The organism is Halarchaeum sp. CBA1220 (genome assembly GCF_003721175.2).
Taxonomy (GTDB): domain Archaea; phylum Halobacteriota; class Halobacteria; order Halobacteriales; family Halobacteriaceae; genus Halarchaeum; species Halarchaeum grantii.
This window is the reverse complement of sequence record NZ_CP054708.1, coordinates 106,698-122,038: the sequence shown is the minus strand read 5'-3', so window position 1 is coordinate 122,038 and position 15,341 is coordinate 106,698. Positions and strand designations below refer to the sequence as shown.

Annotated in this window: 12 protein-coding genes; 4 read left to right on the top strand and 8 right to left on the bottom strand. The window is 66.0% G+C overall.

Translation table 11 applies throughout. From position 1 onward, the window contains the following. Positions 1-8 precede the first annotated feature (8 nt). The 5 genes from EFA46_RS16405 to EFA46_RS11100 form a co-directional block, all read right to left on the bottom strand. Positions 9-1,070 carry an ABC transporter ATP-binding protein gene (locus tag EFA46_RS16405; protein ID WP_123077442.1) on the bottom strand — a complete coding sequence of 354 codons (1,062 nt, stop codon included), beginning with the start codon at positions 1,068-1,070 and terminating at the stop codon, positions 9-11. Beyond that, positions 1,063-2,121 carry an ABC transporter ATP-binding protein gene (locus EFA46_RS16400; RefSeq protein ID WP_123077440.1) on the bottom strand — a complete coding sequence of 353 codons (1,059 nt, stop codon included), beginning with the start codon at positions 2,119-2,121 and terminating at the stop codon, positions 1,063-1,065. The genes EFA46_RS16405 and EFA46_RS16400 overlap by 8 nt, the downstream gene beginning before the upstream one ends. Positions 2,122-2,124: 3 nt before the next feature. Continuing rightward, positions 2,125-3,108 carry an ABC transporter permease gene (locus EFA46_RS11110; RefSeq protein ID WP_123077438.1) on the bottom strand — a complete coding sequence of 328 codons (984 nt, stop codon included), beginning with the start codon at positions 3,106-3,108 and terminating at the stop codon, positions 2,125-2,127. Positions 3,109-3,119: 11 nt separating this feature from the next. Beyond that, on the bottom strand, positions 3,120-4,130 hold the full coding sequence (locus tag EFA46_RS11105; protein WP_123077436.1) for an ABC transporter permease: 1,011 nt from the start codon (positions 4,128-4,130) through the stop codon (positions 3,120-3,122). Positions 4,131-4,293: 163 nt separating this feature from the next. Further along, positions 4,294-6,177 (bottom strand): ABC transporter substrate-binding protein, encoded by a 1,884-nt coding sequence (locus tag EFA46_RS11100; RefSeq protein WP_255494116.1) that lies wholly within the window; start codon positions 6,175-6,177, stop codon positions 4,294-4,296. A 219-nt stretch (positions 6,178-6,396) separates the two neighbouring features. Here EFA46_RS11100 and EFA46_RS11095 point away from each other — a divergent pair, with 219 nt between their 5' ends. Further along, positions 6,397-6,609: a hypothetical protein gene (locus tag EFA46_RS11095; protein WP_123077432.1), complete on the top strand. Its 213-nt coding sequence runs from the start codon at positions 6,397-6,399 to the stop codon at positions 6,607-6,609. 136 nt (positions 6,610-6,745) lie between these two features. Then, the gene (locus EFA46_RS11090; RefSeq protein WP_123077430.1) at positions 6,746-8,674 is read left to right on the top strand and encodes a glycoside hydrolase family 127 protein; all 1,929 of its coding nucleotides are present in this window, start codon (positions 6,746-6,748) and stop codon (positions 8,672-8,674) included. On the opposite strand, the gene melA is transcribed toward EFA46_RS11090, so the two are convergent. The 3 genes from melA to EFA46_RS11075 form a co-directional block, all read right to left on the bottom strand. Then, complete coding sequence (melA, locus tag EFA46_RS11085; RefSeq protein ID WP_123077428.1) at positions 8,671-9,999, bottom strand: alpha-galactosidase; 1,329 nt, start codon at positions 9,997-9,999, stop codon at positions 8,671-8,673. The genes EFA46_RS11090 and melA overlap by 4 nt on opposite strands. A gap of 120 nt (positions 10,000-10,119) precedes the next feature. After that, positions 10,120-11,625 (bottom strand): alpha-N-arabinofuranosidase, encoded by a 1,506-nt coding sequence (locus EFA46_RS11080; protein WP_123077426.1) that lies wholly within the window; start codon positions 11,623-11,625, stop codon positions 10,120-10,122. Between the two features lie 77 nt (positions 11,626-11,702). Continuing rightward, complete coding sequence (locus EFA46_RS11075) at positions 11,703-12,461, bottom strand: IclR family transcriptional regulator (protein WP_123077424.1); 759 nt, start codon at positions 12,459-12,461, stop codon at positions 11,703-11,705. Positions 12,462-12,571: 110 nt separating this feature from the next. Between EFA46_RS11075 and EFA46_RS11070 the strand changes: the two genes are divergently transcribed. Together EFA46_RS11070 and EFA46_RS11065 are read left to right on the top strand one after the other, a co-directional pair. Then, positions 12,572-13,747: a mandelate racemase/muconate lactonizing enzyme family protein gene (locus tag EFA46_RS11070; protein WP_123078400.1), complete on the top strand. Its 1,176-nt coding sequence runs from the start codon at positions 12,572-12,574 to the stop codon at positions 13,745-13,747. Positions 13,748-14,391: 644 nt separating this feature from the next. Next, on the top strand, positions 14,392-15,261 hold the full coding sequence (locus EFA46_RS11065; protein ID WP_123078398.1) for a fumarylacetoacetate hydrolase family protein: 870 nt from the start codon (positions 14,392-14,394) through the stop codon (positions 15,259-15,261). Positions 15,262-15,341: the final 80 nt, after the last annotated feature.

Here is a 15,341-nt window from a genome sequence, read left to right as displayed (position 1 = left end):
AGTAGTTCTCAGTCGACCAGTTCGGGACTCTCCCAGTACTCGTGGTCGTCGAGCGCCCGGTAGCAGGCGACGCGGTGCTTCCCGGCGTCGTCGACGTCCGTCCCCGGTGGCTCTTCCTTGCAGACCTCACGCGCCTCCGGACAGCGCGTGTGGAAGCGACAGCCCTCCGGCGGGTTGCGCGGGTCCGGGATGTCGATCTTGCGGAGCGGCGACTCCGGCTCCTCCTCGGCGTCCGGGTTCAGGTTCGGCGCCGCCCACATCAACACCTTCGTGTACGGGTGCTGGGGGTTCTCGATGACCTCGTCTATCGGGCCGATCTCGACGAGTTCGCCGAGGTACATCACGCCGATGCGGCCGTCCGCCTTCCCCGTCACGTAGCTCGCGTTCGAGAGGTTGTGGCTGACGAAGAGGTAGGAGGTGTCGAACTGGTCCTGCAGTTCGAGCATCAGGTCCATCATGTCGATGCGGAGGCTCACGTCGAGCGCGCTCACGGCCTCGTCCGCGAGGATGAGGTCCGGGTTCATCAACAGCGCGCGGATGAGCGCGACGCGCTGGCGCTCGCCGCCCGAGAGCTGGTGCGGATAGCGGTTCGCGTAGTCCTCCGGGGGCTCCATCCCGACGCGTGAGAGCATCTCGTGGACGCGCTCGCGCCGGTCGAAGGCGTCCATGTCGGGCTTCGTGAGCTTCAGCGGCACCATGAGCGAGTGCAACACCGTCTTGTTCGGGTTGAGCGACGCGCCGGGGTCCTGATGGATGATCTGGAGCGCGCGGCGGATGCGCTCGAAGGGGATCTCGACGTCGCCGTCCTTGTCGCGGGCCTCCCAGACGTCCTGTCCGCGATACGCTATCGAGCCCTCGGTCGGGCGTTGGGTCCCGATTGCCGTCTTCCCGAGCGTCGTCTTCCCGCAGCCGGATTCGCCGACGAGCGCGACGACGTCGTTCTCCTCGATGTCGAGGCTGACGCCGTCGACCGCCTTCACGACGTCCGTGTCGCGCGAGAAGATGCCGGACTCGGACTCGAAGTGGACGTGGACGTCGTCGAGCGAGACGACGTGCTCGCCCTCAGTCATTGTACTCTACCTCCTGCAGGTTCAGCGGAATCTCCTCGTGAGTCCGGTCGATGTAGTGGCATTTGGATTGGTGGTCGGCGTCGCCGCCGGCGGACTGGAACGGCGGGTCGTTTTGCACGCAGTTCTCGTCGGAGATCGGACAGCGCGGGTGATACGTGCAGCCCACGGGCACGTTCACCGGGTCCGGGCTCTTGCCCTCGATCGGCCGCATCTCCTCGCGCGGCGTGTCCAGATTCGGCGTCGAGTTGAGGAGCGCGCGCGTGTACGGGTGCTTCGAGTCCGTGAGGACGTCGTAGGCGGGGCCGACCTCGATGAACTCGAAGGCGTAGAGGACGCCGATCCGGTCGGCGAGGTTGGCGACGAGCGGGAGGTCGTGCGTGATGAAGACGATGGTGAGGTCGCGCTCGCGGCCGATCTTCCGGATGAGCTCGATGATGGAGCGCTGCATCAGGAGGTCGAGCGCAGCCGTCGGCTCGTCCATCACGAGCACCTCGGGTTCGAGGAGCAGGCTCAACGCGAGGAGGGCGCGCTGCTTCATCCCGCCGGAGAGTTCGTGCGGGTAGGACTCGAAGACCTGCTCGGGCTCGAGGTAGAGCTGTGAGAGGAGGTCGTCCGCGTGCTCCATGCCCGCATCGACGTCGCGGCCGTGCGTCTTCAGCGTCTCCTCGAAGTGGTCGCCGATGGTCATCGTCGGGTTGAACGAGCTCATCGCGCCCTGGAAGACCATCGCGATCTGCTCCCAGCGGATCTCCTTGATCTCGGACTCCGACTGGTCGAGGAGGTCGATGGGCTCGCCCTCCTCGGGGTGGAACATGATCTCCCCGGAGAGAACGCCGGGTTCGGGGACGGCGTCGAGGAGCGCGGACGCGAACATCGACTTCCCGCTCCCGGACTCGCCGACGACGCCGAGTATCTCGCTCCGGTCGATGTCCATGTCGACCGAGTCCATCACCTTGGACTCCCCGCGCTCCATGTCGAACGTGACCGAGGCGTTCCGGACTTCGAAGATCGGATCGGTGACGTCGAACTTGTGTGTGGCTTCAGCGTGCATGAGTTACTTCTCCATCGGTGTGGTGTCGTCGATAGTCTCGGCGTGACGCGCTCTGATGCGTGGGTTGAAGAGCCGCTCGGTCCCCTGCGAGAACAGCACGAGGCCGAACGACAGCATGACGATGGTCGCCATCGGGAGGACGACCCAGTAGACCGAGTCCCACGAGTAAATCGCACCGCCCGTCGAGTACGCTCGGTTCAGCATGATCCCCCAGTTGTTGAACGAGACCGGGAGGATACCGAGGTAGTAGAGGCCGACGGAGCCGAAGATGACGGCGCGTGCGGTGTTCACGAAGCTAATCAGGACGAACGGCATGATGTTCGGCAGGATGTCGTCGAAGATGATGCCGCTGAGCGAACGCCCCATGATCCGCGACGCCTCGACGTAGGAGTTGTCGCGGAGTTCGAGCACCTGCGAGCGGATGTTCCGCGCGAGACCCGCCCAGCCGTTGATCGAGAGGACGATACCGATCAGGTACGGGCTGCTCGGCTCGAACGTGACGACGATGAGGATGATGAGCGGGAGGCCGGGAATCGTCATCGCGATGTCGACGATGGTCGAGATGACGGCGTCGACCGTCCCGCCCTTGTATCCGGAGACGGTGCCGAGGACGACGGCGATGACGGTCGCGAAGACCGCACCCGCGAGGATCATCTTCAGCATCGGCGGCGTCGCGTGAACGAGACTGGCCATCAGGCCCTCGCCGAGGTTGTTCGTTCCCAGCGGGTAGCCCGGCGCCTCGAAGATGCCCGCGAGTCGCGGGCCGCCGACCTCGGGCGGGTCGACGAGTCGGACGCCGACGGTGCCGACGAAGACGTAGAACAGGATGATGAGCGTCCCGAGTCGCGTCCGCCAGTCGCTCCAGACGACGCGGAACGGCGTCAGGACGTAGCGGTCCAGTCGCTCCCGATAGAGGTCCGATTGGGACCGTGCGCTCTCTAGCTCGGTACTCGAACCGCCCGTGAACGTATCGTTGGCTTCTGACATGGATGCGCTCGTTAGTACGACTCACCCGACCCCGAGGAGACGCGGGGGTCGACTTTGCTGTAGGTCAGGTCGGCGAACAGGATACAGATGACGACGGCGACCGTGATGGTGATGAAGATACCCATCATGAGCGGGTAGTCCCGCGCGTTGATCGCCGTCAGCAGGTAGTAGCCGAGTCCCGGGTACGCGAAGATCTGTTCGAGGATGACGGAGCCGCCGAACATGAACCCGATGGAGATCATGAACTGCGTGTACAGCGGGAGCACGGCGTTGCGGCCGACGTAGCGGGTCGCGATCCGACGCCCGGAGACGCCGCGAAGGTGGGCGACGCGAATGTACTCCTCACCGATCTCCTTGATGGCGTTGCCGCGCATCCCGAGCGAGATGCCTCCGAACCCGGTGATGACGAGCGAGAGGATGGGGAGGATCGAGTGCTCGATGATGCTCCCGACGTACGCCACCGAGAACGAAGCGTCCAGGCCGGACGCGACGTTGCCCGAGGCCGGGAGGAGGGAGAGCTGAATCGAGACGACGTAGACGAACAGGAGCGCGGCGATGAAGTACGGCACCGAGTTGAGGAACATCGAGACCACCGTCGAGCCGTTGTCGAACCACGACCCCTCCTTGTACGCCATCACGGCGCCGAGGACGATGCCGATGGCGAACGTGAGGATGATGGAGGTCGTGAGCAAGAAGAGCGTCCACGGTGCGGACTTGATGATGATGTCCACGACCGGTTCACCGTACCAGATCGACCGCCCGAGGTCGCCCTGTGCGAGACTCGAGATGTAGTACCACAACTGCATCCAGATCGGCTCGCCCGGGTGAATGTTCATGTACTCCGCCGCGAGCGACTGGAGCTCACTCATGCTGATCTGGTTCCCCGTGCGGGACTGCATGAGTTGCGCGCGGAGGTAATCGACCGGGCCACCGGGCATCGCCCGAACGAGGAGGAAGGTGAGTACGACCACGGATAACACCGTGAGAATCGATTGGCCGACTCGCCTGACTATGTATCGCATGGATTACTGTCTAACATCATTATTGTAGTGTCATATAGATTGTGGTTTTTAATGCAAGACGGCGCGGCGATGGGGGGCCGACGACGCCCCGACGGCGCACGTGAAACGGTAAGAAGGGAGAGACGTCGCGGTCGGCGTGTCGGCGTTCAGCTCGGCTCCGCGTTCAGTTCGACTTCGCGTTCATGAGGCCCATGCGCGGGAACCACCACTGCGGCCACTTCGACTGCCACGCGGCGTCGTCCTTGGCGGGCTCCCAGTTCCAGTCGTCGCTGGTCATCCACGCGGTGTCGTTGATTTCGAGGATGGGGAGCATCGGGATGAACTGGTTGGCGACCCACGCGAACTCCGTGATCGCCTCTTGGAGGTTCTCCTCGGAGGCGTTGCGAACGTTCTGGAAGAGCTGGAGGACGTCGACGCTCTGCAGTTCGCCGTCCGGTTCGCCGATGGGCGGGACCTTCACCTCCGTCGGCTTGAAGTTCATCTTGTACACCTTGTCCGCGAGCGGGCGGAACCACTGGCCGAAGGTGTACCACGGGTTGTCGCGACCGAGCGTCCACCCGGTCGACGCGGCGACGTAGTTCCCCTCGAGGTAGTGGTTGGGGTAGTAGGACGTCGCGTCGATCATCTTCACCTCGGAGTCGATGCCCTCGTCAGTGAGCAGGCTGGAGATCGTCTGGTAGATCGGATGCCAGTCGGTGTAGCCCGCCGGGACCTTGATCGGCATCGAGAGCTGCGTCCCGTCGGGGCGCATCCACTTGCCGCCCTGCTTCGTGTAGCCCTCCTCGCGGAGGAGGCGTCGGCCGCGCTCGGGGTTCTGGTACCGGTGGAGCTGTTCCTCGCCCTCGTCCGTGACCCAGCGCGTCCAGCGGTCGGTCTGCTCGTTCTGCCCGTTGATGTTGCCGACGAGGCCGCTCGGCGCCTGCACGGGGACGCCGAACTCGCCGTAGTTGCGCGAGACGAGGTCGCGGTCGATGAGCTCGGCGATGGCCTGGCGGACGCGGATGTTCCCGAAGTCCTCGTGCCCGCAGTTGAACGGGAGGGCCTGCCCCCAGAGCGCGGGGAGCTGGTTCGTCAGGAGGCCGTCGTTCTGTTTGGCCTGATTGAGGACGGACTGTGGCGGCGTGAAGTTACGCACCATGTCGATGTCCCCCTCGGGAGCCATCCCGAGGACGACGCTCGCGGTGTCCGTCGAGGCGCGGATGACGTCCCAGTAGTCGAAGTTGATCTGGTCCGCGTCCGGGTGGTGCTCGTAGAGCTCCATCCGGAGCCGGTTCGAGGAGCGGGAGACGAACTTGAAGGGGCCGTTCCCGAACGGCTCCTCGAACGAGGCGCTTCGGAGGTCGGTACGGACGCTGTTGCGCTCCTCGTCGCTCGTCGCGTCCATGAACCGTTCGACGTACTCGCCGTAGCGGTGATAGGGGACGTTGAGCCAGAAGTTGTTCAGCGACTGGCGGAAGATGCTCTCGTTGACCGAGCCGTCGAGCGGGAGTTCGATCTGCCGTTCGCCGGTGACCTCGATGTCGCTCGCGTTGTACAGCCCGGCGACCGTCGAGTTGACGGCGGCGTGACAGACGAACCACGCCATCAGGTCCTCGCCGGTGACCGGGTCGCCGGGATCGCCGTTGTGCCACGTGAGTCCGTCGCGGACGGAGAGGACGGCGCGCTCGTTCTGGCTGTCGAACTCGTCGATGGAGACGGCGTAATCGGAGAACTCGTTCGTCGAGATGACCCACCGCTGCAGCATGTCCGTCTGCATCGGGTGGCTGAACGGCTGGGTGAAGTTGAAGTGGTTGAACTGCCAGTTCGTCGGGTTGGCAGTGACGTAGTTCGCGAAGGAGTCGTCCGCGACGCCGGAGCCACCGGACCCGTCGCTCGACCCCGTGGTCCCCTGCGTCGTGGTCCCGTCGTCGTTCTGTCCACCGCACCCCGCAATCGACACCATCCCCGCACCGGCGCCGGCCATCCCGGCGCGACGCATGAGCTCGCGACGGTCGATACCGCTACTAGCCCGACTGCTATCGTCACTCGAGTGGTTGCTCGATGTCACACACGGTCATGTCGATTCATCCATAATAAATGTTAGCAAAGTATTCCGGCCCGGGGACCGAACGCACGTTCTCCGGGTCGATACGGCCTATACCGCCGAGTATATCGTATTTCGACGTCCGCGAGGAGGCGGGACGACGCGGCGGTCGAGGCGCCTCGATGGCGGGTCGGATTCCACGTATCGGTACGTATTTCACCGCGTCCGTGCTACCGATGCACAATGCAACTGAGCAAGACGGTCTTCCGGTTTCTCCTCGTCATCGTCTCGTTCCTCGCGCTCCTCACCCTGTTTCTCCTCCCGTTCCAGCGGCCGGGGACCGGTGGATACGTCATCACGATAGTCACGCTCGCCATCCAAGTGGTGTTCATCCTCGCGCTCGCCGCCGCGCTCTACTTCGACTGGGACCCGCTCCGGGAGTTCGAGGAAGCGTAGCGGAGAATCAGCCACTCACGACGTCCTGTTCCGTTCTGTGAAACACCGAGTCTGCAAATCCGACCACCGAACCGGATATCCGATCAATCGGCGGTCGATCCATCACAATTAATACCGTCTGTGCGGAGACAGTACTGTGACTCGACGACCCACTAACGAGCGACTCGACCCGGTACCGCTCACCGACGTCTCGATCGACGACGGGTTCTGGAACGACCGCCTCGAGACGAACCGCGAGGTGACGCTCGAACACCAGTACGACCGCCTCGGGGAGCGCAGCCTCGAGAACTTCCGCCGCGTCCGCGACGGGAAGACCGGCGGCTTCCAGGGGATGTGGTTCGAGGACTCGGACACGTACAAGTGGCTGGAGGCGGCGAGCTACGTGCTGGCCACCCGCGACGACCCCGAGCTGGCGGAGCGAGTCGAGGAGGTCATCGAGCTGGTGGCGGCGGCCCAGGAGGAAGACGGCTACCTCAACACGTACTTCACGCTCGAGGAACCGGAGAAGCGGTGGACGAATCTCCACATGATGCACGAGCTCTACTGCGCGGGCCACCTCTTCGAGGCGGCCGTCGCGCACTATCGGGCGACCGGCGAGGAGTCGCTCCTCGCCGTCGCGACCGACTTCGCCGACCACATCGACGGCGTCTTCGGCACCGGCCCGGACGACCTCGACGGCGTCCCCGGCCACGAGGGCATCGAGCTCGCGCTCGTGAAGCTCTACCGCGTCACCGACGAGGAGCGCTACCTCGACCTCGCGCAGTACTTCGTCGACCGACGCGGCCGCGAGGACTCCCGCCTCGAGTGGGAGACCGCACACCCCGAGGAGACCGGCGGCGACGTCCCGCCCGACATCTTCCTCGACGACGGCGAGTGGGACGGCTCCTACGCCCAAGCCCACGAACCCGTCCGCGAACAGGAGACCGTCGACGGCCACGCCGTGCGCGCGATGTACCTATATAGTGGCGTCGCCGACCTCGTCGCGGAGACCGGCGAGGACGACCTCTATCGCACCCTCGAGACGCTCTGGACGAACATGACGACGAAGCGGATGTACGTCACGGGCGGCATCGGCTCCGAGTCCGCTCACGAGGGCTTCACCGTCGACTACGACCTGCGCAACCGCACCGCGTACGCGGAGACCTGCGCGGCCATCGGGAGCGTCTTCTGGAACCACCGGATGTTCCAGCTCACGGGCGAGACGCGCTTCTACGACGTCCTCGAGCGCGCGCTCTACAACGGCGTGCTCGCCGGCGTCTCGCTCGACGGGACGTCGTTCTTCTACGAGAACCCCCTCGAGAGCCTCGGCCACCACCACCGCGCGGGCTGGTTCCAGTGCGCGTGCTGTCCGCCGAACGTCGCGCGCCTCTTCGCCTCCCTCGGGGAGTACGTCTACGCGCAGGGCCCCGACGACGACGTCTACGTCACCCTCTACGTCGGCGGCGACGCCGACCTCAGCGTCGACGGCGCGGACGTGACGCTCACGCAGGAGACCGACTACCCGTGGGGCGACTCGACCACCGTCGGTATCGAGACCGAGACGCCCGTCGAGACGGCGCTCCACCTCCGCGTGCCCGAGTGGTGTGCGGACGTCACGGCGTCCGTGAACGGCGAGCGCGTCGAGGCCGACGCCGAGGACGGCTTCGTCGTCGTCGAGCGCGCGTGGACGGACGGCGACTCGGTGACGCTCGACTTCGACCTCCCGGTCCGGCGCCTCGCCGCGCATCCGGACGTCCCCGACGACGCCGACCGCGTGGCGTTCCAGCGCGGCCCGCTCGTCTACTGCGTCGAGGAGACCGACCTCGACGGCGTCGCGCCCTCGCACCTCCGCGTCGACCCCGGGTCGGCCGTCGAGACCCGCGAGGAGACCGACCTCCTCGACGGCGTCGTCACCATCGAGGGCGACGCGCGCGCCGTCAGCACCGAGGGCTGGGAGGGGGCGCTCTATCGGGAGTACGACGACCTCGCGGACGACGAATCGGCGGCGACGCTGACCGCGATTCCCTACTACGGCTGGGACAACCGCGAGGAGGGTCGGATGCGCGTCTGGCTCCCGACCGACTAGGCGAACTCGGGGAGGTAGTCGGCGTTCGCCGCGAGGAGGTCGTCGACCATCGCGTCGAGTTCGTCGAGCGTGCAGGCGGCGCCCGCGAGCGGGTCGAGTTTGATCGCGCGCCGAAGCGCGTCCTCGTCGCGCTCCAAGCCCGCTTCGACGGCCTGCTCCTGTACCGCGACGTTCGTGCGAATCAGCGACGCGAGCTGTGTCGGGAGGTCGCCGACCGAGCAGGGATGGACGCCCGTCCCGTCGACGAGACACGGCACCTCGACGCAGGCGTCGTCGGGGAGGTTCGTGATGGAGCCCCCGTGGTTGCGGACGTTCGCGTTCACGCGACGCGGCGTGTCCGTCTCGATGGCGTGGATGATTCGGGCGGCGTACTCGTTCGAGCGCGACACCGAGAGGTCGACGTCCTCGACGTCGCGCTCGGCCTGCCACTCCTTCATCCCGCGATAGAACTCGAGGTACGCGCCCGTCGGCATCCACGAGGCCGTGATGCCGCCGGGACCCTCCTCGTACGCGTCCGGCGGCGTGAGCTCCTCGACGACGGCCGCGTCCGTGCGGAAGTAGGGGAGGTACTCGCTGAGGTGGTGGCTGGACTCGGTGACGAAGTAACCGAAGTGCTCGAGCAGCTCGAAGCGGACCGGGTCGGCGGTGTAGTGCTCGTCGTCGGCGGCCGCCTCGTGGAGCGCGGGATAGATGCTCTCGCCGTCGACCTCGGCGTCGAAGAACCACGCCATGTGATTGATGCCGGCGACCCAGTGCTCGAGGTCGTCGGCGTCGACGTCCGCGTAGTGCGCGATGGCCTCGGCGGTGTGCTGGACGCTGTGACAGAGACCGACGACCTCGACGTCGGTCGCTTCGTCGAGCGCCCAGCAGAGTATCGCCATCGGGTTCGTGTAGTTGAGGAGGAGGGCGTCCGGGCAGACCGCCTCCATGTCGCGCGCGACGTCGAGGAGCGTCGGGAGGGTGCGCATCGCTCGAAACACCCCGCCGGGGCCGAGCGTGTCGCCGACGGCCTGCTCGACGCCATACTCGCGCGGGATTTCGACCTCGTTCTCGAAGGGGTCGGTGCCGCCGACGCCGATGGTACAGAGGACGTAGTCCGCCCCGTCGAGCGCCTCGCGGCGGTCCGTCGTTGCCTCGACGGTGGCGTCGTAGTCGCCCGCGTCAACCATCGCTCGCGCGACCGACGCGGTTCGCTCGAGGGCGTCCGCGTCGACGTCCATCAGGACGACGTCGCTGTCGGCGAGCGCGGGATAGGAGAGGACGTCACCGAGGAGGTTTCTGGCGAACGTGACGCTACCGGCACCGAGGAAGACGATGGTGGCCATGGTTTGGCAAGACAGCACACGCTGTTAAGCGCTTCCATGAGGCGAGAACGGGTCCGGCGAAACCGACGTGGAGCGCCCGAGCAGGGGCGCTCCGGAGCTACGAGACGAGTGGGTGTCGGCTTACTCGAGCGTGATGGCGGCGACGGTGGACGCGTCGAGGTCGACGGTGAGAACGCCGTCGTCGACGTCGACGTCGAGTTCCTCGGCGACGAACTCGTCGGCGTTGTCGGCGTCGACGTGGAGGCCGGCGTCCTGGCCCTCGAAGAGGACCTGTGCGTCCGCGACGTCGTCGGCGGTGACGCCGCCGTCGACTTCGACCTCGACCGAGTGGCCCTCGCGGCAGTCGAGGTTCGTGACGGTGACGTACGTCTCGCCGTCCTCGCTCACGGAGGCGGAGGCGCCGACGAGCGGCAGGTCGTCGTCCTTGCGCTCGACCTCGCGCGTCGGCGCGTCGACGGTGGTCGTGACGGCCTCGTTGGCCTTGTGGGGCGCGTAGAGGTCGAAGACGCGGTACGTGGGGCGGGCCCACGCGTCGTCGCCGTCCGTCTCCACGAGACACTGGAGGACGTTGACGGTCTGCGCGATGTTGCTCATCGTCATCACGTCCGCGTTGTGGTTGAAGACGTCGAGGACGGCGGCGGCAGAGAGCGCGTCGAGGACGGTACCGGGCTGTTCGAGACCGTTCTCCGGGACGGCCTCGGGGTGCCACGTCCCCCACTCGTCGATGATGACGCCGATGTCGCGCGTCGACGCGACTGCGTCGACGGCGGACGCGATGCGCTCGATGTGCTCCTCCATCTCGAGGGCCTCGACGAGGAGTTCGTCGTAGTCGTCCTCGTCGGACTCGGAGACGGTCATCGCGCGCCCGTAGTAGTGGTGGAGCGTGATGTGGTCGAGCGGGAAGTCGACGCCCCACCGGCCGCTCGCGACCTCCTCGAGGAAGCGGCGGTTCCACTCGTGGCCCTCGAAGCCACAGGCGATGAGGTCGACGTCGTAGTCGAGCATGAGGTTGTCCATCGACCCCATGTAGGTCGCGAAGCGGCGATACTCGCGGGCGTACTGCTCGGGGCTCATCTGACCGCCACAGCCCCAGTTCTCGTTGCCGACGCCCCAGTAGGGCACCTCGTAGGGCTCCTCGTGCCCGTTCTCGCGACGCCGGTCGGCGAGTTCGGTGTCGCCGTCGTAGCCGCAGTACTCCATCCAGTCGGCGGCCTCCTGCGGGTCGCCGGAGCCGACGTTCGCGGCGAGGTAGGGCTCGGTTCCGACGCGCTCACAGAACTGGAGGAACTCGTCGGTGCCGAATGCGTTGGACTCCTCGGGGACGTCGTCGCGGCCCTGCGCCCAGAAGAGGTTCCGCCGTCGCGGGCGGTCCTCCTGTGGGCCGACGCCGTCCTCCCAGTGGTAGTCGTCGGCGAAGCAGCCGCCGGGCCACCGGAGGACGGGGATGTCGAGGTCGGAGAGCAGTTCGAGGACGTCCGTGCGGAAGCCGTCCTCGCCGGCCGTGTCGTCCGTGTAGAGGCCGTCGTAGACGCAGCGACCGAGGTGTTCGGAGAAGTGCCCGTGCACTTCGGGTTCGATGCGGTCGATGCGCGCCTCTGGATGAACGGTAACGCGAGCGTTTGCCATACAGTTCCAAGATTCTATGGTCAGACATTATAAATAGTTCGGTTCAACGGGTGTGACGCGTCACCCGGACGCCGAGCCTACTGGTACTTCATGTTGACCTCGATGACGTTCGCCGTCCGGAGGACGAGGTCCGGGATGTCCTCAAGGAAGCGGTCGTCCTGCATCCCGCTCTTCGGTCCGGAGACGCTGACCGCACCGAGGACGCCGTCGTCGCCAGTGATCGCCGCGCCGACGCAGCGCACGCCCGGGATGCGCTCCTCGTCGTCGACCGCGAACCCGCGCTCGCGACACTCCTCGATCTCCTCGAAGAGCACGTCGCGGTCCGTGACGGTGTGCTCGGTGACCGCCGGGAGGCCGTGCTCGTCGAGGACGTCGTGGATCGTCTCGTCGTCGAACTCCGCGAGGATCGCCTTCCCTGCGGAGGTCGTCGAGAGGTGGACGCGCTTTCCGACGTGGGTGTCGAGTTGGAAGGCGTCCTCACCCTCCGCCTTCGCGTAGAAGACCGCCTTCCCGAAGTCCTCGACGACGAGGTTCGCGTGCTCGCCGGTCTGGTGGGCGATCTTCTGGATCTCGGGTTCGGCGACCTGGTAGAGCGGGTCCTGCTTGCGGGCGAAGCCACCGATTTCGAGGAAGCGCGAGCCGACGCGGTAGCCGTCGTCGTCGCTCGTCACGAACTCGTTCTGCTCGAGCGTCCGCAGGTGATCGAAGACCGTGCTCGTGGGGAGGTCGAGGTGGGTCGCGAGCTCGGAAACGCCGGCACCGTCGAGATCCCGGAGCGCTTCCACGATGTCGATGGTCGTCTGCACCGACCCGATGGGCGCGTCCTGTGTGGGCATACTGTGTTCCTTGGCAAGTGTGACGTATAGTGCTTCCGCCACTGGCGGAATAAATAGTCGAATTCCAGATAGATATATTTAATAGCCCGGTCCCTGTCGTACCGAGTGCAATGTCGGACGTAGAAATCACCGGCGTAGAAACATATCTGGTCGCGAACCCGTGGAAGCCGTGGGTGTTCGTCGAGCTCGAGACGGACGCTGGCGTCACGGGTCTCGCGGAGGCCACGACGCACGACAAGCCGCGCACGGTCGCGGCCGCCATCGACGAGATGTCGAACTTCTTCATCGGGAAGGACCCGTTCGACACCGAGCAGATGTGGCTGGAGATGTACCGCAACGAGTGGTTCTCCAAGAACGTCATCAACACCACCGTCGTCTCCGCCATCGACATGGCGTGCTGGGACATCAAGGGGAAGCTCCTCGACAAGCCCGTCTACGAGCTCCTCGGCGGCCCCGTCCACGGGACGGAGCTCCGCACGTACGCGAACGGTTGGTACCAGAACACGGGCGGCACCCCCGAAGGGTTCGCCGAAGCCGCAGAGGAGGTCGTCGACCACGGCTACGACGCGATGAAGTTCGACCCCTTCGGCACCGCGTGGCAGTCCATGTCGCGCAAGGAGCAGAACAAGGCCGTCGACATCGTCGGCGCCGTCCGCGACGCCGTCGGGCCGGACGTCGACCTCATGATCGAGTGCCACGGCCGCTTCTCCGCCGGGCAGGCCGTCGAAATCGCCCGCGAGATGGCCGAGTTCGAGCCCACGTGGTTCGAAGAGCCGTGCCCCCCGGACTCCATCAACAGCCTCGCGGAGGTATCGCGCAAGTCGCCCATCCCGGTCGCGACCGGTGAGCGGCACATGACCAAGCACGACTTCTACGAGCTGGTCACTCGGACGGACGTCGACGTCTTCCAGCCCGACCTGATGAACACGGGTGGCATCACCGAGGGCAAGAAGATCGCCGGCCTCGCGGAGGCCGACCACGTGGACGTCGCGCCGCACAACCCGCAGGGCCCGGTCGCGGGCGCCATCTACGGGCACTTCTGCACGTCCATCCCGAACTTCCGCATTCAGGAGATGTTCCAGACGTTCGACGTCGAGTGGGTCAACAACCTCATGAACAAGCCGCTCGTCGTCGAGGACGGCTACATGCAGATCCCCGACGGCCCCGGCTACGGCATCGAGCTCGACCACGACGTCGTCTCCGAGCACATCTACGAGGAGGACCGCGTCCACACCATCGACCTCTGGGAGTCCGGCTGGGAAGACCGCGCACAGGACAAGCGCTAACCCCCCGACCCCCACCACCGTCGGCATTCGTCCCCTGCCGGGCCGACCGTTCCGTTCGGCCCCTACTGCCGTTTTCTCGCCGCTCGCGACTCAGTGAGCGGCGGCGCTGTGCGTCTCGCTTTTCGCTGTCGTGCGTCGCGCGCATCCGCCGAGCAGCGACCACGAGCAGCGTACGCGTGGCTCGTCCGCCGAGCAACGACCGCGAGCGCGAGCAGACGCGTGCCCGTGGAGCGGGGCACGTGAACCGCGTAACCGGTCGGCGAACACCGACGGCGCACGTTCGTGTCCACACGCGCTCGCGTGGGACTCGCTCTCAGCGTCCACGAAGCGCATCGGCGTCGCATGGCGGCGCGCGGCGCGGCGGATCGCGCCGCCGGTCCCGTGCCGGGCGGCGTGAACGGCACGTCGTCGGCGCGTTGATTCGTCGCGGATGCGCCCCACCGACAGAAGTGTGGTAACACGAACCATTTCCGCCATCGTCGGACCAATCTCCCGGTTGATTATGCCGGTTATCGGCCGTCCCGGTCGTGCTTTACAGAGTTATTTGCGTCATTTCCGTGGCCAAATTCGTCCGGCATTGGCGGACTCTGGTGTGAAGGTCCGATACACAAAGATATTTAGCAGTCGGTGGTGGACGTAGGGACATGCGATATTACCGTACGAAGCGGGATGACACCGTCTCGCTCATCGCACAGGAGGGCGAAACCGCCTACGACCTGACCGCGACCGAGAAGTCCCCCGACTCCTTCATGGACCTCGCGGCCGCCGCGTCGCTGACGGACACGACCGTCGACGACGTCGCGCGCCCGCTCACCGACGAGGCCCCCACGGTCGACCTCGCGGACGTCCGCGAACACCTCATCCGCCCCATCGACCCCGACGAGGTCTGGGGCGCCGGCGTGACCTACGCCATCAGCCAGGAGTCCCGCGAGGGCGAGGGCGGACTCGAGGAAGCGTACATCGGCGCGTACGAGGGCGAGCGTCCCGAAGTGTACTTCAAGGCGACGCCGACGCGGACCGTCGGCCCCGGAGACAACGTGGGCATTCGCGGTGACTCCGACTGGGACGTGCCCGAGCCGGAGTTCACGACGGTCCTCCACGACGGCGACATCGTCGGCTACACCGTCGGTAACGACATGTGCAGTCGCGACATCGAGCGCGAAAACCTCCTCTACCTCCCGCAGAGCAAGATCTACGACAAGAGCTGTGCCATCGGTCCCTGCGTCGTCACCGAGGAGACCATCGGTGACCCCCACGACGTCGAGATGACGCTCACGATCGAACGCGACGGCGACGTCGCCTTCGAGGAGTCGACGTCGACGAGCGAGATGGTTCGCACCGTCGACGAGCTCGCCGAGTTCTTCCGACGCTACAACCACGTCCCGGAGTCCACCGCACTCCTCACCGGGACGTCGATCATCCCGCCGGACGACTTCACGCTCGAAGAGGGCGACCGGATCGCCATCGAGATCGAGAACGTCGGCACTCTCGAGAACACCGTCGAACAGCTCTGATCGAGCGGCCGTCTCGAGACCGTCGGCCAGTCCCGTAGGCGCGCGACCGACGAGGGTGTGTCTCGCGTTAGCAGTCCATC